Source organism: Pseudomonas allokribbensis, assembly GCF_014863605.1.
In the GTDB taxonomy this organism is placed as follows: domain Bacteria; phylum Pseudomonadota; class Gammaproteobacteria; order Pseudomonadales; family Pseudomonadaceae; genus Aquipseudomonas; species Aquipseudomonas allokribbensis.
Genome location: NZ_CP062252.1, coordinates 2,261,300 through 2,279,494, shown reverse-complemented (window position 1 = coordinate 2,279,494; position 18,195 = coordinate 2,261,300). Strand labels below are relative to the sequence as shown.

General features: G+C 57.2%; 24 protein-coding genes. 4 read left to right on the top strand and 20 right to left on the bottom strand.

Annotation, left to right across the window (positions count from 1 at the left end; all coding sequences use genetic code 11):
* Positions 1–5: 5 nt before the first annotated feature.
* The 6 genes from IF199_RS10465 to IF199_RS10440 all read right to left on the bottom strand — a co-directional run bounded on the left by IF199_RS10465 (position 6) and on the right by IF199_RS10440 (position 5,629).
* Positions 6–302: a hypothetical protein gene (locus IF199_RS10465; RefSeq protein ID WP_192560301.1), complete on the bottom strand. Its 297-nt coding sequence runs from the start codon at positions 300–302 to the stop codon at positions 6–8.
* Positions 302–3,577, bottom strand: a complete 3,276-nt coding sequence (locus IF199_RS10460; RefSeq protein WP_192560300.1) for a TipJ family phage tail tip protein — start codon at positions 3,575–3,577, stop codon at positions 302–304. Before IF199_RS10460 ends, IF199_RS10465 begins: the two co-directional genes overlap by 1 nt.
* Positions 3,578–3,997: 420 nt before the next feature.
* A complete protein-coding gene (locus tag IF199_RS10455) occupies positions 3,998–4,588 on the bottom strand; it encodes a tail assembly protein (protein WP_244142452.1) in 591 nt (196 codons plus the stop codon).
* A 45-nt stretch (positions 4,589–4,633) separates the two neighbouring features.
* The gene (locus IF199_RS10450) at positions 4,634–5,032 is read right to left on the bottom strand and encodes a hypothetical protein (protein ID WP_192560299.1); all 399 of its coding nucleotides are present in this window, start codon (positions 5,030–5,032) and stop codon (positions 4,634–4,636) included.
* A gap of 19 nt (positions 5,033–5,051) precedes the next feature.
* Positions 5,052–5,273 carry a hypothetical protein gene (locus tag IF199_RS10445; protein WP_192560298.1) on the bottom strand — a complete coding sequence of 74 codons (222 nt, stop codon included), beginning with the start codon at positions 5,271–5,273 and terminating at the stop codon, positions 5,052–5,054.
* Positions 5,274–5,347: 74 nt separating this feature from the next.
* The gene (locus IF199_RS10440) at positions 5,348–5,629 is read right to left on the bottom strand and encodes a hypothetical protein (protein WP_192560297.1); all 282 of its coding nucleotides are present in this window, start codon (positions 5,627–5,629) and stop codon (positions 5,348–5,350) included.
* A 128-nt stretch (positions 5,630–5,757) separates the two neighbouring features.
* Between IF199_RS10440 and IF199_RS10435 the strand changes: the two genes are divergently transcribed.
* The 4 genes from IF199_RS10435 (at position 5,758) to IF199_RS10420 (ending at position 8,298) form a co-directional block, all read left to right on the top strand.
* Complete coding sequence (locus IF199_RS10435) at positions 5,758–6,057, top strand: hypothetical protein (RefSeq protein WP_192560296.1); 300 nt, start codon at positions 5,758–5,760, stop codon at positions 6,055–6,057.
* 54 nt (positions 6,058–6,111) lie between these two features.
* Complete coding sequence (locus IF199_RS10430; RefSeq protein ID WP_192560295.1) at positions 6,112–6,816, top strand: endonuclease NucS domain-containing protein; 705 nt, start codon at positions 6,112–6,114, stop codon at positions 6,814–6,816.
* A gap of 140 nt (positions 6,817–6,956) precedes the next feature.
* On the top strand, positions 6,957–7,889 hold the full coding sequence (locus IF199_RS10425) for a hypothetical protein (protein ID WP_192560294.1): 933 nt from the start codon (positions 6,957–6,959) through the stop codon (positions 7,887–7,889).
* 196 nt (positions 7,890–8,085) lie between these two features.
* Positions 8,086–8,298: a hypothetical protein gene (locus IF199_RS10420; protein WP_208491904.1), complete on the top strand. Its 213-nt coding sequence runs from the start codon at positions 8,086–8,088 to the stop codon at positions 8,296–8,298.
* Positions 8,299–8,307: 9 nt separating this feature from the next.
* Here IF199_RS10420 and IF199_RS10415 read toward each other — a convergent pair whose 3' ends face one another.
* The 14 genes from IF199_RS10415 to IF199_RS10350 all read right to left on the bottom strand — a co-directional run bounded on the left by IF199_RS10415 (position 8,308) and on the right by IF199_RS10350 (position 18,151).
* Positions 8,308–8,544, bottom strand: coding sequence for a hypothetical protein (locus IF199_RS10415; RefSeq protein ID WP_192560292.1), 237 nt, complete (start codon positions 8,542–8,544; stop codon positions 8,308–8,310).
* 25 nt (positions 8,545–8,569) lie between these two features.
* Complete coding sequence (locus tag IF199_RS10410; protein WP_192560291.1) at positions 8,570–9,334, bottom strand: C40 family peptidase; 765 nt, start codon at positions 9,332–9,334, stop codon at positions 8,570–8,572.
* A gap of 1 nt (position 9,335) precedes the next feature.
* A complete protein-coding gene (locus IF199_RS10405) occupies positions 9,336–10,085 on the bottom strand; it encodes a phage minor tail protein L (protein ID WP_192560290.1) in 750 nt (249 codons plus the stop codon).
* A 9-nt stretch (positions 10,086–10,094) separates the two neighbouring features.
* Positions 10,095–10,433, bottom strand: a complete 339-nt coding sequence (locus tag IF199_RS10400) for a phage tail protein (RefSeq protein ID WP_192560289.1) — start codon at positions 10,431–10,433, stop codon at positions 10,095–10,097.
* Positions 10,433–13,888, bottom strand: a complete 3,456-nt coding sequence (locus IF199_RS10395) for a phage tail tape measure protein (RefSeq protein WP_192560288.1) — start codon at positions 13,886–13,888, stop codon at positions 10,433–10,435. Before IF199_RS10395 ends, IF199_RS10400 begins: the two co-directional genes overlap by 1 nt.
* Before the next feature lie 10 nt (positions 13,889–13,898).
* Positions 13,899–14,168, bottom strand: a complete 270-nt coding sequence (locus IF199_RS10390; RefSeq protein ID WP_192560930.1) for a DUF1799 domain-containing protein — start codon at positions 14,166–14,168, stop codon at positions 13,899–13,901.
* Between the two features lie 32 nt (positions 14,169–14,200).
* Positions 14,201–14,590 carry a phage tail assembly chaperone gene (locus IF199_RS10385; protein WP_192560287.1) on the bottom strand — a complete coding sequence of 130 codons (390 nt, stop codon included), beginning with the start codon at positions 14,588–14,590 and terminating at the stop codon, positions 14,201–14,203.
* Positions 14,591–14,599: 9 nt separating this feature from the next.
* On the bottom strand, positions 14,600–15,247 hold the full coding sequence (locus tag IF199_RS10380; protein WP_192560286.1) for a phage tail protein: 648 nt from the start codon (positions 15,245–15,247) through the stop codon (positions 14,600–14,602).
* Between the two features lie 71 nt (positions 15,248–15,318).
* Entirely contained in the window at positions 15,319–15,735 is a 417-nt protein-coding gene (locus tag IF199_RS10375) for a phage tail terminator-like protein (RefSeq protein WP_192560285.1), read from the bottom strand.
* Positions 15,732–16,388, bottom strand: coding sequence for a hypothetical protein (locus tag IF199_RS10370; RefSeq protein WP_192560284.1), 657 nt, complete (start codon positions 16,386–16,388; stop codon positions 15,732–15,734). Before IF199_RS10370 ends, IF199_RS10375 begins: the two co-directional genes overlap by 4 nt.
* Entirely contained in the window at positions 16,385–16,753 is a 369-nt protein-coding gene (locus IF199_RS10365; RefSeq protein WP_192560283.1) for a hypothetical protein, read from the bottom strand. The genes IF199_RS10370 and IF199_RS10365 overlap by 4 nt, the downstream gene beginning before the upstream one ends.
* Positions 16,754–16,782: 29 nt before the next feature.
* Positions 16,783–16,965 (bottom strand): hypothetical protein, encoded by a 183-nt coding sequence (locus IF199_RS10360; protein ID WP_192560282.1) that lies wholly within the window; start codon positions 16,963–16,965, stop codon positions 16,783–16,785.
* A gap of 34 nt (positions 16,966–16,999) precedes the next feature.
* Positions 17,000–17,503 (bottom strand): DnaT-like ssDNA-binding protein, encoded by a 504-nt coding sequence (locus IF199_RS10355; RefSeq protein WP_192560281.1) that lies wholly within the window; start codon positions 17,501–17,503, stop codon positions 17,000–17,002.
* Positions 17,504–17,560: 57 nt separating this feature from the next.
* On the bottom strand, positions 17,561–18,151 hold the full coding sequence (locus IF199_RS10350) for a hypothetical protein (RefSeq protein WP_192560280.1): 591 nt from the start codon (positions 18,149–18,151) through the stop codon (positions 17,561–17,563).
* Positions 18,152–18,195 lie beyond the last annotated feature (44 nt).

Here is an 18,195-nt window from a genome sequence, read left to right as displayed (position 1 = left end):
TGCTCCTATTGGTAGGTCAGGATAAAAACGTTGAGCACCAGACCCGCACCGCGCCGAACCCGAAGCTGCCCTGCCGACCAGAACACGGAAGGCAGAGCAGCGTTTTCATTGGTTGGGTCTGGCAGTGTCACGCACACAAACGACTGCGCGGTGATTTCGGGCATGTTGAGGTAACTGGTGAAGTCGCTGGTGATGGGCGGGACGGTGACCTGTCTCGTGATGATCGACCGAACCGTCATGATCGAAGATTCAAGGGTCACTACCCCCGCGGCATTTTTCGTTCTGGCGCCGTAGTAGTCCATTACGTCATCTTCCCGAGAGCTGCACGCTCGATGTAGTTCAGGTCATACACGTAGATCCCGTTGTTGTTGAGCAGCGTGTAGCCCGTGCTGGATTGCCCGCGCAGCGTGAAAGTGCCTGCCGGAATGTTGATTTCCAGTAGCGGCAATCCTTGGTTGTTCAGAGCGGCCGACTTGAGCGTCATACCCAGAATCAACTCCTTGATGAACGCCGTGTTGATGAACGCTTGGTTGATGAATACTTGCCCGTCTTGCACCACAAACGGCGCCGTGGGGCTTCCGCCCGACCCGTTCACGACCGCGAAGCGATCGGCGCTGACCAGGAACTGGCTCTGCAAACCCGCCGGCCCGTTCTCGATGCCCAGACCAATGCCCGCTGCGACGTATCGACCGTTGGAATCGACCTGCATCTTCACCGACCACATAGCCGAGGCCTTTCCATCTAACGCAACTTGCGCCTGGCTAACCTGCTGAACGACGGCGCTGTTCTTACCCACCTCAACCTGAACGTTGTCGACACGCTTGCCGGTGGCCACGTCGCCCTCGATCACCGCAGACTGCAACGACCACACGCCGACAAACGCCTCAGTTGAACCCGCAAACCCTGCGGTTTCACCCGCCAAAGGTGGATTGACCTGTGCGAATACGCCGTCGACCTTTTCCGAGATCGCATCCACTTCACCCGTGACAACCTGGATACGGTTATTCACCGAGCCAGGCAGATCCGCCGGGCCATCGATCAGCTCGATACGGTCATTCAGGTGTTTGCCCAGCGCAGACTCGCCGATCTGGCCAGAGAAGTATTTCTCATACTCGCTCTGATCCGAGCTGGCTTGGCCATTGACGCCGACACCCTGCGGATACCATGGCCCGACGTTGCCGGTTCGATCCACCAGGCGGGCCCAGAAGAAGAAACTCGCCCCCGCGAGAATGCCCTGCATTTCGTGCGATGCCTGCGGATAGGCAAAATCACCAAGCTTGATTGCGTCATCCCGTGAGGTCGTCTTGCTGTACCAGATCTCAGTGCGCTGAGTATCCTCAGCGCCTGGCGGGAAGCCCCACGCCATTCTGATGCCATAAACAAGACTGGTCGGGGTCAGAAATGACACCGCCGGTGGCAGGCCCTGCTTTCCGCTAAGGTTGGTCAGGATAGAGTTGCGCCAGATCGACGAAATATCGAAAGCGCTCACCGCGCGGACGCGGGCCACGTAGGCGCCAGCGTAAATGCCGACCACGTCCACGTTGGTCATGCCAGTGCGCTGCAGCTTGATCCAGTTGCCGCTGTCCTTGCGCCATTCCACGTCATATCCGACCGCGCCGTCCACAGCAGGCCAACTGATGGTCATGGTGGCCACGGCCAGCCCCTGCACCACCGAAGACGTTGAGGCCACCGCAACACTGGTAGGCGGAGGAACCACGGTGATTGGAATCACGCTGATTGGCCGCTCTTCCAGGCGCGCTCCGGTGTCGATGTGCGCGAACTTGCTCGGGTCGTACTGCAACGCGCTGATTTCGAAGTCGCCCTCGGTGGTTCGCCTGGTACGCAGAACGCGATACAGCGGGATGGCGAGGTCGTCAGCGTCGATTGCCCATTGCAACTGCGCGATCGGCGGCTCGCTGTAGGCGACGGTGACCGTCACAGCGCGACCGTTGACGCTTTGCACAGTACGCCCTTCGGCGCGGCCGTCCGGCAGGTTGATGATCAGCCGATCACCGGCCTTGGCCTGGGTATCACGGTCGAGTGTCACCACACGGCCGGATGCCGACGATATCCGCCCGCCAACCTCTCGGCCGGCCAGCAACGAGTCCGCCACCGGAATGATGTGACCCGGCAGTGGGATCACGCCTTCCATGCCGGTCTTGAACGACACGGTACGATCCTGGTTGTTGCTGAGAATCGCCCACTTGCCTCGGCGCTGGGCCTCGGACGCCCGGGTGCAGCCAATGGCGCTCAGTTCCGTCGGCCGGTCGCCATAACGGCGTTGAAGATCCAGGTCGGCGAACGGAATGACGTCAGTGTCGTAATTGTTCGCGGGGTTGTCGTAGCTGACCAGCGCCCGGGTGAACCGGGTCTTCGCCGAAGCGCTGCCGTAGGAGAACTTGCCGTCGATGACGTTGGCCCGCGTGAACACGTAGTCGAAGTCCTGTGCGCGCGGCATGTCGGCCTGCATCACCAGCTGGCCCTGAGCCCAGTACGTCATGCCCCGGTAAATCGCGGAGATGTCGCGCAGCAGTGACCAGGCGTCGGCCTTGCCCTGCAGGTTCATGTCGCAGAGGAATCGCGGCTCCTGACCGCCCAGCCCATTCGGCACCATCTGGTCAGAGTACTGGGCGATCCGGTACAACTCCCACTTGTCGACCATCCACGGCTTGATACGCTTGCCCAAGCCGAAACGGTCTTCGGTGCAGGTGCCGTAGGTGATCCACGCCGGGTTATTCGTCCAAGCCGACTTCATCGAGCCATCCCACGTCCCGGTGTAAGTGCGCAGGATCGGGTCGTAGTTGCTCGGCACCATCCAGCGCCGAGCCTTGCACTTCACGGTCACGGCCGGGATGTTGGTGAACTGCTCGGCATCAAATTCGATGTAGAGCAGCGCGGTGTTCGGGTAGCGCAGCTTGGCGTCAATCACCTCGGTATAGCCGGCCACCAACATGGTGTCGGCGATCTTGTTGCTGTTCTGGTTCGGCGTCAGACGGCGCACACGGATCTGCCAGCCCGTGGTGGCGTCCGGCAGATCGATGCGGCGCGAGCGCTCGTAACGGGTCGTGGTCTTGCCGTCGACGGCGTCCACCAGCACCTGCTGATAGGCGCCGCCGTCAGTGGCCACGTCGATGGCGTACTCAATGCGGTAGCCGCCGACATTGCCCTGATCATCCGAACGTTGGAGCGCGGGCCACGCCAAACGCATGCGCACCGCCGACAACTGGATGTTGGTGATCGAGCGCACCCACGGTGCATCGCTGCGCAGTTCGATGTTCAGCGACGTCTCGTTTTCCACCGACGGAATGCCCGGGATGTAGGTCTGATCCACGGAACCCGGCCGCCAGTCCCACTTCACGTTCGGGAAGTTGTAGTTTCCACTGGCATCGCGGATCGGCGTATTGTCCAGGTAGATGTCGTAATCAGTCGGGATGCCGTCGAACTCGCCCTCACCCACGGCGATCAGCAACTTTGCCAGGTTGGTCGAGCGCAGGCTGTCGCTGGCTTCGACCGGCGACTTCGGCTTGCTACTGCCGCCCTTCTCGCCGTAGATCTCGATCTGTTCCGCTGCGCCCATGCTTTCCTCCAGGCATAAAAAAACCGCCTCTTGGGCGGCCTAATGGCATTTCTGTAAAAGTCGTGATGATAGAATTCGTTCGCAGCGCCCTACTACGATGCGGCGCTCGATTCAGTCATCAAGGAAGTAACTGCTTATGAATAAAGTTTCGAATTGGCTACGAACTGTCCTTTCGCTACCGGTGTACGCAATATCTGCTGTGTTGTGGATTTACACCGCATACACAATCATCACCTCTTCAATAACAGTGCTCTCCAAATATCTGACGCCCTCACAGCTTGTTGCAGGGGTGGTCGAGTTGTTCTTTTCTCTTGTGTATGCCGCAGTTGGTAGCGGCCTGTGGATGCTTGCCCGGTACATTCGGACGTCAAACTTCAAGAAGCAACCGCGGCCTTCCGCCTTGCACCAGCCATAGGCCTTTTACACTTTGTCTTCAGCCAGGATCGAGGCAGAGATGATCATCCCGCCCCACCGGCGTTCGCCGATGCAGATCGGCACCGGGTTGCCGCTGGCCGTGGTGTTCTTGGCGCTACCGAAGGCGTAGGACGGTGCATTCTCAGGGGATGCGCTCTGCTTCAAACCCTTCGCTTGAGGGCTGAGCATCTGAATGACGCCACCAGCTACCAGACCAGCACCTAATTGCACGGCCCAGGGCTGCCCAAAGTACGAGCCGGCCACGACCAGAACCGCACCAATAATTGTTTGAAGAAGGCCTGTCCGCTTGCTGCCACAAATGACGGGGACTATGCGAATTTCCTGGGTTCCGCCGAGGCCGAAATCTTTTTCAGCTACGTTTTTCCGATTTCTGAAAATCGCGAAACGCATCCCCTTTCCTTCAAGGTCCTTGATCGCCGCCTCAAATCCTTCCAGGGTGCACTTGAGAGCCTTGAAGGCCTCGCCCACGGATCTGCTGCCAAGCTCACGATAGTGAACTCGGCCAAAGAGCTTGATAAGCGGGCCAGAAAGAAAAATGGTGGTCATGGCTGGGTTGTCGCTGAGCGTGGCTGCCAAGGCTGTTTCTCCGGACGTAAAAAAACCGCCCGGAGGCGGTTTCTGTCATTGCATGGTGGGTGATAAGTCCATGCTCATCGCTGAGTCTATGGATATCCTAAATTTCTTGGTGCTGCCAGTCTTCACATTTGTCTCTTGCTCTTTCAAGCCGCTGCCACACGACGAAGCACCAACGATGTGTTCACCGGCTGGAACGAAAAATTTTGCCGTCTCGCCAGCGCCGATCTCGGCCGCTTTTTGCCCGTCGATACTCACCGAAGTATTGCAGCCACCCCCGACAAAACCGGTATCGCGAGTGATGATCAAAACAGAGTCACCGGAAACAGGCTTCTGATACACAAACAGCCGCGAGCTTGGTACAGGGTCCGCTTTGCTTGATGGAACTGGAGATGTCGCACACCCCGCCAGCAGCGCTACCGCCAACACTCCTAATATCAATTTCAAGTTGTTTTGTCCTTTCGATTCAGGGATCAACCTTCTCATCGGAAACTATTTCACGCTGATTTTCACTGCTACCTTCAAGTACCGCTTTTAGAGCCTTAGCCCGTCGCTCCAAGCAAGCATTAAAGCCTGGGCTCTGAGGGGCACCGAAATCTAAGCAAGGATCACGATTATCAAGTGGTTGTCGTGGGTGGGAGCATCCCGCTAACAGCGCCACCACCAATGCTCCTACAATCAATTTCATGCAGATCACTCCTGTGGAAATGCGGGCAATTTAGCACTCAAGGCGGGCTTGGCAAAAAGCAAATAGGAGGGAGATTATCGGCCATCGGTCGACTTTGTAATCACCATCTTCTGATCGGGGTTGCTGCAGCTAATCAGAATGCTCCCATCCGCCGTGTAGATCTTAGTGATGGTGAGCATGGACGTGTTTACAACGTGTGCAATATCCCCTGGTGAAACATTCAGCTCAGCGATGGTATTGGCTTGAACTGACTGGCACTTTTCGAAACTCATGCTTACGGAGGTTGATTCAGCAGCTGCAAAAGCCTGTGCTACGCCCAGAAAACCCAATGCCGCAAATATAATGCTCTTGATCACTGAAACACTTCCTTATGGTTTTTTAGCAAATTTATCACCCATGAGGGCTGTACGAATTCCCAGTAACGCCCCGCCGGTCACCAATAGTAGCCTTTTGCACTCAAGCGCAAAAGGATAGTGAGACCCTCATGAACGTATTGAAAAAAACAGTGGCCTTGCTTCGCAGCCCGAAAAAAAAGGCCTGGGCAGACCTGAACGACTTGGCGCTCGCGTTCATCGGTGTTCCAAGCTTCTTGGTGGGTAGTTTCTACCTGTGGGTCGTCACTACAACAACTCCAGATTTGTTGATTCTGTCCCGAGACCATGGCCTTCCACTAAGCGCCATTTTCGCCTTGTTTTTTTTGGGTGGACTGGCGTTAAGCAGTTGGTTCTTTTTGACTGTCGCAAAGCGGTGCAGCGAGTTGCTTTATGAGCGCAACTTCAAATAGCCGTCCCATAGGGACTTTACATAGACGAAGATCAGAATCAGGGACGAACCAAGAATGACTACCATGGCAGGAGCACTTCGTCGTTTTATTGAAAAAACTTCGGGCGGAGTAACAAGAAAACAAATAAAAGACCATATCGAAAGCAGCTTTCCTGAAAAATGGTCACCTGGCACGCTGACTGCACACCTCTATGCATGTACTATCAACAATCCAAAAGCCTACATTCATCACAAGTGGGCAGATCGATTTCTCTACCGATCCGAGGATGGGCACTTCCAACTATACGATCCCCAAGCCCATGGAGTGAATACATGGGCGCCGTCCGCAGACATACAAACCGAGGACTTCGAGATTAGCGATGAACCTAATATCGAAGAACTCGTCGAGACGTCTATCACACTAGAGCGCGACGTCGAAACATATTTGGTTCGCAACCTCCATATCCTCGAAAAAGGTCTGCGCTTCGTCGACCGTCAAGTCAGCACAGACGTAGGCCGAGTGGACATTCTGGCCGAGGACACAAGCGGGCGTCGTGTCATTATCGAACTGAAAGTTGGCCATGCTAAGGATGCTGCCGTAGGGCAAATCGCCCGATACATGGGTTGGTACGGCAGGCAAGATATTGACCGCCCAAGAGGTATGCTTATCGCCAGCGAGTTTCCCGAGGCAGTGCGCTATGCCGCAGAGGCCGTTCCACACTTGTCGCTCATTCAATACAGGGTGCAATTCGATTTTAAAGCAGTAGCCATCGAGGATTAACCAAGCTCAGACTACCGGGCTTGCTCACTCGATTATTTTTTGCTGTTGATTTCAGCGCTTTCTGACAAGACGCATGTATGCATCGACATGATGCAAACACTGAGCAAAATCGATAACCAATAGTGACAATAGGGAAAGCCATGACATTAATAATTGCAGCCTATGACTACAACAACGAACCAAGCTTTAGCAGACTCAATAGAGATCAAAAAAAGGATTCACCGTGTGGAGTTTTCACTATCTCTGACAGTGTCATAACCCACCCAGACTCGAAGGGAACAAAGCTCGCTACATCATTTCGCAAAACCTACGAAATCGACATAAATGTCTATCGCCCCTACTTTAGACCTTACGGCGTACTCGATGGTTTCCACGAAATAGAGACCACGCACAAATGTCTTATTTCAATTGCTGGAAGCACTCTTATAGCCCAGCACGCATTAAACCTAATTTCCACACACTTGAAAAATCTTCGATACGTATTCAATACTGAAAAAAGAAGGTACGAAATAGTCCGCGCATGCGAAGCAAACCCAATGCTATCCCAAGGATATACTGAGTGGGACGAGAACATGTTTTCGCGAAATGACTTAGACAACCTTCTAACAAGCGACCTAATAAATAAAACGGTTCTGTTTTCTGTAGATCACATAATACGCTCAGTAGCAAAAGATCGCTTAGGTGACATAAGAAAAATTGATACCGAATTCCTCCTATCTTGCCAATGCCCCTCAACGAAGGAATATTCCATATATAAATACAAGATATCTTATGGCGGACCTAACGGAATAGATATTATAAACTCTAGAATACCCAACGATGACGTTGGAACAATTGGGATGAGTAACGCATTCTATGAGCGGGCAAAAAATGTATACCTCGGCTGTCGCTTAGAAAATATAAGCGCCAGACCTAAGCTAATCGAGTTCATGAAGAGCGCGATCCGTGAGGTTCAAGCGGAGGGAAGCTTCGAAATTGACTTCCCTATCATCGTTAAGCCGATAGGTGGGAGAGGACCTGAAAAAACGATAGTCTACGGTCAGACGGACAAAGCTGAAGACGAAGATATTTGACTTTAGGTCAACGCATGTTCCTACTCAACTCTGACAGGCTACCGTTAGCGTTTTTTCCCCGGAGCGAATCTTAACGTTCTCCATAGCGCCGATAGAGACATCTTGCCCTCACACAACGGATTCCCCAGTCCTTTGTCTGCAAGCCCAAGGACTGGGATTGCGCCAACTTCGGCGCGTTTATGACCTGGAGGTCAATGTGAGCATTGATGGATATGCAGAAAGCAAAAAAGACTGGATTTATACTTGGGGTGTCGTGCGTGACGAGCCGAACATAATGGTCGGAGCCTTCCCGACCAAAGCTGCTGCGGAGGCCCGCGCGAAGACATTGGGCGAAGATTACAAGGTCAGCTACATCTTCCACTTACCCGGCACTGATGAGTTCATCAGGGAGGAAGAACCACGCGGCTGACTCTTGAGGTCAGATCGCGTTGAATGTGATCTGACCAATCCCTGTCAACAACTCGGCATTCAGCCCAGGCTTGCCCTCATACTCCCGGCGATAAACGCTTCCTCCAGGACCAACTTTGCCAGAGAGCCTGACTCGATCGATCTCGAACTCTCCATCAAGGATCGCGATTTCGGCAATTCCACCTGCCATGGCTCCGTCGTTGATCGTAAAAAGGTTTTGTATCGTCAACGCATATGTCTGCTGCATACCAGTCTCCTGCGGCTACGCCGCGTCATTTAGTTGGCTGTGCGTCTCTGTGCCGTAGAATTAACCGCGCGCGGTCAAGCCACGGCCCGCCGAAAACGATGACTTCCGACGGCCTGCCGTACAGGTGATGCAGCAGGAAAGGCCCAGGGCCGAACGTCGCTGCGTCCTCTCCAGGCAACGCCGGATCGGCTCCCAGAAAGATCCCGGCGTGGTTCGGGTAAACCGTCCGCCCCACCTCCATCACGATCATGTCACCGCGCTGCGGCTGGTCCACCCGGTAAAACCCGGCGGCCTCATAGTTCGCTTCGTACAAGCTGGTGTTGTCCCTGCTCTCCCACCAACCATCGGCTCGCTTGAATGCTTCGAACTCCAACCCCCACTCCCGCTTGTACCAGTCGGCACATACCTGCCAGCAGTCCCAGGCGCCGTGCACAAATGGCCGCTTCAGAAGCGGCACCTCGCCGGAAGGCGTGACCGTGCGCAGATCGCCCTCAGGCCAGCTCAGGATGTGCCATGGCAGCGCGGTGGCCTCGCACATGGCGACGTCACGCGGTGACGGCCTGCAGGTGGCGTCCGGATGCGAGTGCACCACGCCGATCACCTCGCCTACGTCTTCGGCCGCTGCATACTCCTCCGGATCGATACGGAACTCCTCGTTCGGCTCGGTCGAGATGTTGATGCAGGGGAAGTATTGCTGTTTGCGGCCCACGGTGAGCAGCAGCCCGCAGCACTCTTTCGGGTACTCGGCCGCAGCATGCGCCTGGATCGCGTTCAAAATGTGTTTGCGCATGTCAGCTCCGTGCGATCAGCGAAACGGCCGGGAAGCCACCGAACGGCAGCGGATTTCCCTCACCGAAACGCGGGATGCAGCCCTTGCCCAGGGTGGCATCGCACTCGTCCAGTTCCGGGTTATCGGTGACGATGCCGTCCTTGGTCACGTGCGGTCCGGTGTAGCCACAGTTCGGCCCACGGTAGCCGCCAGTGAGACACCAGTGACAAAGCGTCGTCGCCTGCCTACCGATGGACTCATAACCGACGTCACCCGGGCTGGCCAACTCCCAACTGACGCTTTCCCCGTCCTCGTTCGTTTTCTGGTCGATGTACCAGACCTCGATCGTCTCTTGGGTTGGATCAGCCGTAGGATTGCCGGCCGGGAAGTTCGCCGCGTCCAGGTAGGTGCCCAACGTGTGACGCATGGTCAGCTTGAACTCGAGCAGATCCTCGAACGCCAGACACAGCGCGGTGATGCGCCCGTTGACGTTGCCTACCGAAAACGTTGGACGCACCGCAGTGCCGTCACCATTCGCCTCGATGCCGTCAATCTGCACCGGCCAGGCGCTGTACTCGTTGCCCTGCCAATAGATGGCCTTCGCCGGCAATTGGTCGGCATTGTCGCCGGCGGCGATCAACTCGGCCGCCGTGTGCGGAATCGCGTGCCCGTGGAAGCGCAAAACGTCCGCGCCGTATTCCGTGCCGTCCAATTCAAAGAGCAGCACTTCGCTGCCAGGCTCAAGCACCTGGATGTCACTGATCAGCGGCATGATTGCCCCTTATGGTTGGAATGCCCGCTCGAACGTGGCGGTAAGTTTAAAGACGCCGCCACCCATTGGTGTGGGGGCGGGATTTTTGCAGGTGAACAAACCGAGCTGGCCGAGTGGTGTGGTCCAGAGGAATGCCCTTGCCCCGGCATGCCGATCGAGGAAGTCGATGATCTGCAACACCTTGGCCTCTTGACCGGTGAAGGTAATCGGATACGAGTCTTCTTTGTTGTTCGGACCGTCTCCGACGTTCTGCGCGTAACCGCCGCCGAACTTCGAAGTGCGCACCCGATAAGCGATATTGGGTGTTTCCCCGCGCTCGGTTGGCCAGGTGAATCTCTCGATGGCCATCAGCCCCTCCCATTTATCAGGCGCCAGATTGATCCGCTCGGCTGCAACGCTCTGGCAATTGCAGTTTCCGCTTCGGTTTTTGCAGCCTGCTGGATGCCTTTCCCAAGCTGGTTGGATGCCTCTTGTGAAACTCCCGCCCCGTCACTTCCAGATGTCTGCACCGAGACCGCCACCGGAAAGTTGTACGTGTTGCCGCCACCGCCGGACATTGCGGCCAGCGCTGGCCCGCCGCCGGTAGTCAGCGGCGTAACGCTACCGCCGTTGGCACCGGTCATCAGGAACGATCGGCCGCCCTCGTTATAGAGCTCCGGCCCCAGTTCGTTCACCTCGTACAAGGAGTTCGGCGCAACCGGGCCGCCGGCGGCTCGATACCCAGAAAAATCGATACCGGTGTAGCCAGCCTGTGACGCTCCAAGATCTGACGAGACGGCACCGGCAGATCCAGCGGCCAATCCATTCCCGCCACCGCCGAAGTACGAACCGGCAGCTGATGCTGCGATGCCGAACAAAGCACTAAGCCCTTGAGACGTCGCCTGCCGAGTCGCAATCCGCGCCATGTCCGCCAGAACCGATTTGGTGAAATCGGCAAACGACAACTTCCCGGTCATGGCGAAATTGACGATCGCGTCTTCCATCGAACTGAAGGCGTTGGTGAAAAGGCTTTTGGTTTGCCCGGCGACATCTCGGGCTGATTCCAGGTAGTTCTGCCACGCCGACGATGCGCCGGCGCTCCAGTTACCCTGGGCCGCGGTCATCTCGTCGTAGTTGGCTTGAACCGTGTCATGCAGATCCTGCTGAGTGGCTTTCAGCGCCGCCAGTTTCTGGGTGTACTCGTCGAGGCTCATGCCGCGCGAGCCGTCGCCGTACTGGTTGGCCAGATCCAGCTTTTGCTGGTTGAAGCGGTCGTCGATGGCGTTCTGCTGATCCGTCAGCCCACGCTCCCGATCACCCTGGCCAAGTCCTGCCGCAGCCCGTTGGCCCTGCTGACGCAACGTGTCGACTTGCTGTTGCAGCGCGCTGGTGTAGGTCTGAACGGCCAGCTCCTGCTTCCTCAGCCTGCCCTGTTCATTCTTCGCCAGCACATCCAGCTCGCTATCCGCCGCCTTCTGCGCCTTGACCATGTCGGTGCGCGCGTCGGCGATCTTTTGGTCGAGTTGAATGCGCTGCTCGGCGGTGGTGCTGGACTTGCTCTTCGCCGACTCAAGCGCCGCGATCTCGGCCTCGTAAGCCGCCGTGACCTCATCCCGCTCGTTGCCGATCAACGCCTCGCGCTTCAGCAGGTACTCCTGCTGTGAGATCAGCCCGGCCTTTTGCGCGGCATCCAGTTGTTTCTGGGTGTTCGCGTATTCAGCCTGGATTTCCTTAAGGGCATTCTGCGCTGCGTTATAACCGGTGAGGTCGACGGCGCCGGCTGACGGCCCCTTCTGATCCTTGTTCTTGTCCTTGATGTTCTGCAGCGTTTTGGCGACGAAATCGGCCTGAACCTTCGGGTCATTGGGGTTGGCCTTTCTCAGAACTTCTACGTCACGGAGGTAGGCTTTCGTCAGTTTGTCGCGCTTTTCGGCGTTGGTCAGATTCGAGTCGCTGATCTGCTTGAGTCGCTGCTCAGCTTCGATCCCCTCCTTCTGAGTTCGGACTTCGTCCTCTTGAACTTTGACTCGCTGTTCACCGGCGAAAACCATGAGCTGAAGCTGATACAGCTCTTGTTTTGAATCTGCGAGTTTCTTCGCCGCATCGGTGTCATAGGGATCAGCATTCACAGCGCTCTGCGCGTAAGCCACACTTTGGGTGAGCTCAGCAATTCGCTTTGCAGGCCCTGCCTCTCGGCCGATATTCTTCAGCGCATCCAGCGACTTTTTGGCTTCATCAGTGATGCCCTTCCAGGCCTTTTCGATGGTGCCGAGGTTGTCGGTGATCTCGGTCGAGCGGTGCTTGACCGTATCGGCGTAGGTGTCGGTGAGTAGCTTGGCTGCGCCAATGGTGTCGCCCTGCTCTTTCAGCGCGACGATCTGCGAGTAAACGGAAGCAGTCAGGAAGTGGTATTGATCATTCAGCTCCTTCGCTGCTGCGACCGGGTCCTTTGCGATTTTGACGAACTCGGCAATGGTCGCATCCACGGATCTTCCGGTGGCGTCTTCCATGGCTGCCGCCGCATCAGCGATATCCTTGAAGCTTCCACCGGCGATCACGCCAGACGAAGCCAGCAGCGCCAGCGAAGCGGCAGCCTCACCGGTGGTGCCGTTGGTGGCGCTCACCTGCTGGGCAAGGTCGGACAACTGTCCGGCAGTCGTGCCAGCAGCATTGCCGGTCAGAATCAGCGCCTTGTTGTATTCATCTGTTTCTTTGCTGCCCTGGCTGTAGCCGTATATCAGGGTCCCGACGGCAGCTGCAGCGGCAACAATGGCAAGCGCCAATCCCGCAACCCCGAGCGATACGCCGCTTATTGCGGGCTGAAGAGCGCCTACCGCGCGCTGCGCGTTCTCAGCAGCTTCTGCCGCTGTATTTGAACTCTCGGCCAGATCAGACAGGCTTTCCCCTGCCTCACCCGCGTTGTCTGCTACGTCTTTGGCATTTGTCGCAATACCAGCGAGCGACTCACCCAGCACCGCCGCACCCGCACCGCCTGTGAAGAGCGACCGGAACTTTTCCTTCAGCGCTTCAAGAGTGGCGCCTACACCGCCGAACGAATCCTTGATCTGCCCACCCTGCTGGATAAGCACCAACAACGGGTTTTGCCCGCCGGCCAGGCTGGTGAAAATGTCCGTAAATTGTGAAGGAAGCTGCCGCAGCGCCGCTTCGGTCTGCTTCGAGCTGGCACCAGTCTTTCTCAGCCCCTCGTCGAAGTCGCCCAGCTTCTGCCGGGAAGCGTCGATTCGGGTCGAGTACTCGCGAAAGGTGTCAGCATCGATCAGACCAGCCGCTTTGTACTTCTGCAGCTGGGCCTGCTGCTGGTCAAGCTTGTCGAGCGCAGCAATCGCGGGATTGATCTTACCGAGCAGTGCTTGCAGACCTTCGGCCTGAACGCCAGTTGCAGCGGCTGCCTTCTTCGCCGCCTCGGCCTCTTTATCCGTCGAACCAACCAGTGCATCCGATTCTGCCTGCAAGCGGCGTTTCAGTGCCGCCAGGCTGCTGACCGAGGATCCTGACGCATCCATTGCTGACGCGTTCGTGCTGACACTGGTGGTCAGGCGCTGGTAATAATCGCTCGACTCCAGCGAGGCCTTGGCCATCGCCGTCAGCCGCTTCATTGCGTCTTCGGTGGACTCGGAAAGTTTGCCTTCGGCCGAGGCCAGACCGGTGGACGCGGTTGCCGCTTTGTCGAATCCCGCGGCGACACCATCAGCGGCTTTCTCGGCCTTGGCGCCTGCCTGCGCGAGGCGCTCCAGATCCGTAGCGGCTTGGACCGCCTCGCCTGAATCTACCGCAAGACCTAACTGCGCAATTGTGCCCGACATGAGTGCTCCATTACTTCGATTCGCTCATGACGAGCAGTGCTTCGGCCTCCATGACTTGAAGGTCGGGAAAAATCTCACCGATTTGCTTTTTCTTGATGCCGAGGAACCCGGACACATCGCGAATGGACGCGTAGTCCAGCCCGGTAGCGCCGCACGCGCCTGTACGCCATTGCGTTGACAGAGCATTGAAGAGGCAGAACGCGGGCCAGTTATCGGCCCACACTTCGCATTCGTCGCCGTAGTCTTCAGCCGAAAATCCAAAGGCGTCTTGGCCCTGAATACTCGGCTGATAGAGGGAGCGCGCGGCGCTGATCAGTTTCCCAGGCGGGCAACGGAGAACGCCTTCTGGTAAGCGTCGACGATCGCGTCACCAGCACCGGCCGAGGTTTCCACCAGGGCGCGGATCGATTCGGCGTTGAATTTATCGTCGAACCCCCAACCAGTAACCAGCTGGGTCACCTGTTCGATCTGCCGCTCGACGTGCGAGTCAGTGATTTCGATCAGCGTGAGCTCGTCACCTTTGGCCTTGAAGCGCGCTTGATCTTCCTTCGCGCTTTCCTGCCAGCCGGCGAACAGCACCGCCAGCTCCTTGCGATCGCGGTATTTGAACTCAAACGGCACTTTGATCGTGGTGCCGCCAACGCGCGGAATATCAACCTCGGCGTTGAAGGTGGGATTCTGGGCAATTTTGAACTTAGCCATGAGTTCCCCTTAAACGCCGTAGCGGATGAATTTGGCAACCACAGCAAACACCGCAGTGACCGCCATGATGTTGTTCTTGGTCATCGAGGGCACATTGTCGAACGATGCATAAGCGTTGTAGGCAATGACGCCACCCGAAGCGAGATTCACGCGAACCGCGCGCGGTTTCTTGTCGTCGTCGGCTTCCAGCAGCACATCGTTGTGCGGCAGCGCCGGGTCATCGGCCATGGTCAGCGTGAACGACAGTGCAGACTTGGACGTCGGGATCTGGTGATCATCGTCTTCCTCGAGGAACGAGTAAGTGACGTTTTGCTGCTCGCCGCCGGACTTGCTCGAATCCGTGACTTGGCTGATCGGTACCCAAGTCAGAATTTTGCGAACCGAACCGCCGCCTGCGCCAGCGATGAAGCGTGCCGCATTTAGCGTATTGATCTTCTCCAGCACGAACGAGTCGGTGGTCACCGTCTTAACTCGAGCAATACGATTGTTCAGGCGCGCCCAGCCGGAAGTGACTTCAACGAAGTCGCCTACCTCAAGGTCATGGCCTGCCGACGATGCAACAGCTTCGGTCGCATTGGTGATTGCAGTAAAAATGATCGGTGCGTCATACGAGCCAGCGATAGCGGCGTTCGATCCATTGGGCAGAAAAACGGCCATTGGTGTTTCCTCTTTTCAGAAATGACAAAACCCGCTCAATGGCGGGTTTCGGGGTTGCCCAATGGGCGGTTTTAAATGGTATCGGCCCGGTACTGGAACGAAACCGGCACGGTGAAAGTTGTGTCGTCCGGAATACCTGGTCCCTGATCAACCGGCGTCATGGTCACCACGGTCAGCGCGCTCTTCGTGTTTCGCTCGTACAGCGGGAACAGGGCCGCGATCTGGTCAGCCAGCGCCCCGGCCGCGCCACGAAACTTGCCCGATGGCGTCACGATGCTGACTTGAAACACGCCGGTGTACAGCTTGTGGTCACCCGCCAGCGTGTTGCTCGCGGTATCTGCGGGTAGCGTGTAAGCCCTCAGGTACGTAGCGTCGGCAACAGGCGTGTAAGCCTCGTTCTCGACGACAACCTTCAGCGGTACCGGCAACACGTTCGCCCATGTGATCAGCCTTGCCTCGTAGATCGAGGCAATGATGTTGTGGCTCATACTCGGTTGTTCCTGATGGCTTCCAGCACGATCTGCTGAAAGCGGGCCACAGTGATGCGGACCATGCCGCCCGGTGCCTGGGTCGAATGCCCAAACTCCAGCGGGATCGCATATCCGAGACTGTTGGTGATGTAACAGGTATCGCCCGCCTTGAACTCGATCGCGCCGGCAACGATCCGTGCCGTTGATTTGGCACCGCTCGGGTCGACTTCGTCAGTCGTGGTGCTGTCCGGTGATCCGATGCTGAACATCCAGTTGCCACGGAACCGGCCTCCGACGTAGCCCTTGCCAGAAACAAGGCCGTTCACGTTGAAGTTCTGGTCACGCTCAGCCTTGGTCAGCGGCTTGGCGTACTTCACGCCGCGCCGGAGTTTGCCAGCCTTCGTGAAGTTCGATTCGTCGAGATTAATGAGTGTGTTGCGAACGCTGACCTTGAAGTCGTAATCATCAGCCGCCCTGCTATTCGCTTGGCGGTGAGCGACATTCGCCGCCCAGATTTCAGGGTTGCCCACCGGCGACATACGGATGACGCTGTTGCCGAGTTCAATGACGATCTCTCGAAGACTGGCGTCTATGGCTTCCGTGGCGTGGGCAGCGAATTCGGCGAGGCTCAGTGCAAAGCTACCGGACTGGCCGGCGCCCGCGCGACTCATGACCGCACCTGCAATTCATACAGGATCGGTGTACCGGCCGGATTCACTTCTTTCAAAGGCGGCACGATGGACCAGGTGCGCCCCTGAATGATCACCTTGTTCAGCAAGTCCGGCACCCACTCCATCCCCTTCGCGGCGATTTTGAGTTTCTTGTCGCCCTGCTTGATGAGGCTGTTGTTCTGGAACTCCTGACCGGTGAAGTCGAGCAGGATGCCTTGGGCGGTCTGCTCTTTGGTGGTGTCGGGCGGTGCCGAACCGGTTTCCGGGTCGTACTCGCCGACAGTTGTCGCGCGGATGGTCACCGGCTGGCCGAACTCTGTAATCATCTCCAGAGCCATCACGGCCATTTCGTCGTAGAAGGCCATGGTGGCTCCGAGAGGGTTAGTGGTTACTGCTATCGCTTTTTGCGCTGCTCAAACATCAGGTCCGCGAGCGTCGCAGCTCTGTTCGCGATAGACATTGGAGTGCTATTCAAGCTATCCAGTGGCGATCCCGTCTTTTCCTGAGGAATTGATGCGACCGCGATAACCGCTGCCGCGTAGTATTGATCCCACGCGGCTTTTTCTTCCTGCTGCATACTCACCTCCTATCAATGGAGGATTAAAAGTAGTTCAAGCACGGACAGCGAACAAACCACGTCTCTGCAGATAGTCAGCAAACTGAGTTGCGCTCGGCCGGTCAGGCGCCGCCGGCAACAATCGTCCACTGGTGTTCGGGATCGTCGCGTACTCGCGTGTCACTGCGCCTTCGACTCGTTCCAGCGTTACCGCGCCTCTGCGCTTTTCCGGCGGATCAATATCGTCCTGATGGATCTCCGCAGCCAGCGCCATCTGGCCGTACTGGATCCGCGCTGGGAGGTAGTTGTCAGGCTTGATTTCGCGATCCAACTCCACGCCCCGGCGCGGCCAGGACAGAGCCTGCTCGCTGTTGGTCTTCCGCCCTTTCCACGTCATGCCATCCATCGCCAGTGCGGCACGACGCAGCAGCGCTTCCTGTGCAGGTACTTCCGCCGGAATGACCACGCCGAACTTCACGGCGTACATGGCCAAGTCTTCGGCGGATGCATAGCTTTCGGCGTCAGGCCTGCCGGTACCGTCCTCAATGATGAGAGTCATGAATCAGCTCGCTGTGGTGTTCTGGGTCGGATGCCACGTTACCGGGCACCCGGATTGTTACGCCTGCTGCAGATCAGCAACTGCCTTTTCCAGCGATTCTACCGAAGCATTCGCCCGATACGTCACGTTGGCGGCGTCGAGTTGGGCTTTGAGGTTTGCGATCTTCTCGGCATTATCGACCGGTTCCGCTGCCTCCTTCAGGCGTTCGACTTCAGCGCGGAGAGATTCAACCTCGCCCGCCAAGTTGTCACGTTCACCCGCAAGGGTTTCGAAACCCTCATGGATGGCTTTCAGCGCACCAAACAGGCGGATCGGCAGTTCGCCCGCGCCCGGATGTTCCAAGTCCGATTGCCCCTCGGCGGCTTCGATCAGTCGAAGGATGCCGTCAAGCTCAGCGCGGAGGGTGTCGTTGTCCTGTTCCAGGCTGGCAATGGCGTCGGCGCAGCCCGAATCAACACGCTGGCTGATCAAAGGCATCGTCACCGAAACCTCGACGCCCAGGGTCTCATAGGCATCGACCACCTTCGGCCAGTCGCCGATCACAACCGCATGGGTCACACCCGCCTCGGGCCGGTCAAAGTGTGTTGGATTTCGGTACCGTTTTTCCGGATCGAAGCCTGCCGTTTGCGCGGAATAAATGAGTTCCATGAAACCTCCAGGGCACCCAGTACAGGGTGCCCGCAGTGGATGAG

Coding starts and splice junctions, on each gene's coding strand:
- IF199_RS10385 (WP_192560287.1), bottom strand. CDS start 14,590: ATGGCTAAGTTCAAAATTGCCCAGAATCCCACCTTCAACGCCGAGGTT.
- IF199_RS10355 (WP_192560281.1), bottom strand. CDS start 17,503: ATGACTCTCATCATTGAGGACGGTACCGGCAGGCCTGACGCCGAAAGC.
- IF199_RS10465 (WP_192560301.1), bottom strand. CDS start 302: ATGGACTACTACGGCGCCAGAACGAAAAATGCCGCGGGGGTAGTGACC.
- IF199_RS10405 (WP_192560290.1), bottom strand. CDS start 10,085: ATGCCGCTGATCAGTGACATCCAGGTGCTTGAGCCTGGCAGCGAAGTG.
- IF199_RS10460 (WP_192560300.1), bottom strand. CDS start 3,577: ATGGGCGCAGCGGAACAGATCGAGATCTACGGCGAGAAGGGCGGCAGT.
- IF199_RS10430 (WP_192560295.1), top strand. CDS start 6,112: ATGACTACCATGGCAGGAGCACTTCGTCGTTTTATTGAAAAAACTTCG.
- IF199_RS10425 (WP_192560294.1), top strand. CDS start 6,957: ATGACATTAATAATTGCAGCCTATGACTACAACAACGAACCAAGCTTT.
- IF199_RS10365 (WP_192560283.1), bottom strand. CDS start 16,753: ATGGCCTTCTACGACGAAATGGCCGTGATGGCTCTGGAGATGATTACA.
- IF199_RS10435 (WP_192560296.1), top strand. CDS start 5,758: ATGAACGTATTGAAAAAAACAGTGGCCTTGCTTCGCAGCCCGAAAAAA.
- IF199_RS10415 (WP_192560292.1), bottom strand. CDS start 8,544: ATGCAGCAGACATATGCGTTGACGATACAAAACCTTTTTACGATCAAC.
- IF199_RS10370 (WP_192560284.1), bottom strand. CDS start 16,388: ATGAGTCGCGCGGGCGCCGGCCAGTCCGGTAGCTTTGCACTGAGCCTC.
- IF199_RS10445 (WP_192560298.1), bottom strand. CDS start 5,273: ATGAAATTGATTGTAGGAGCATTGGTGGTGGCGCTGTTAGCGGGATGC.
- IF199_RS10350 (WP_192560280.1), bottom strand. CDS start 18,151: ATGGAACTCATTTATTCCGCGCAAACGGCAGGCTTCGATCCGGAAAAA.
- IF199_RS10375 (WP_192560285.1), bottom strand. CDS start 15,735: ATGAGCCACAACATCATTGCCTCGATCTACGAGGCAAGGCTGATCACA.
- IF199_RS10410 (WP_192560291.1), bottom strand. CDS start 9,334: ATGCGCAAACACATTTTGAACGCGATCCAGGCGCATGCTGCGGCCGAG.
- IF199_RS10395 (WP_192560288.1), bottom strand. CDS start 13,888: ATGTCGGGCACAATTGCGCAGTTAGGTCTTGCGGTAGATTCAGGCGAG.
- IF199_RS10360 (WP_192560282.1), bottom strand. CDS start 16,965: ATGCAGCAGGAAGAAAAAGCCGCGTGGGATCAATACTACGCGGCAGCG.
- IF199_RS10400 (WP_192560289.1), bottom strand. CDS start 10,433: ATGGCCATCGAGAGATTCACCTGGCCAACCGAGCGCGGGGAAACACCC.
- IF199_RS10380 (WP_192560286.1), bottom strand. CDS start 15,247: ATGGCCGTTTTTCTGCCCAATGGATCGAACGCCGCTATCGCTGGCTCG.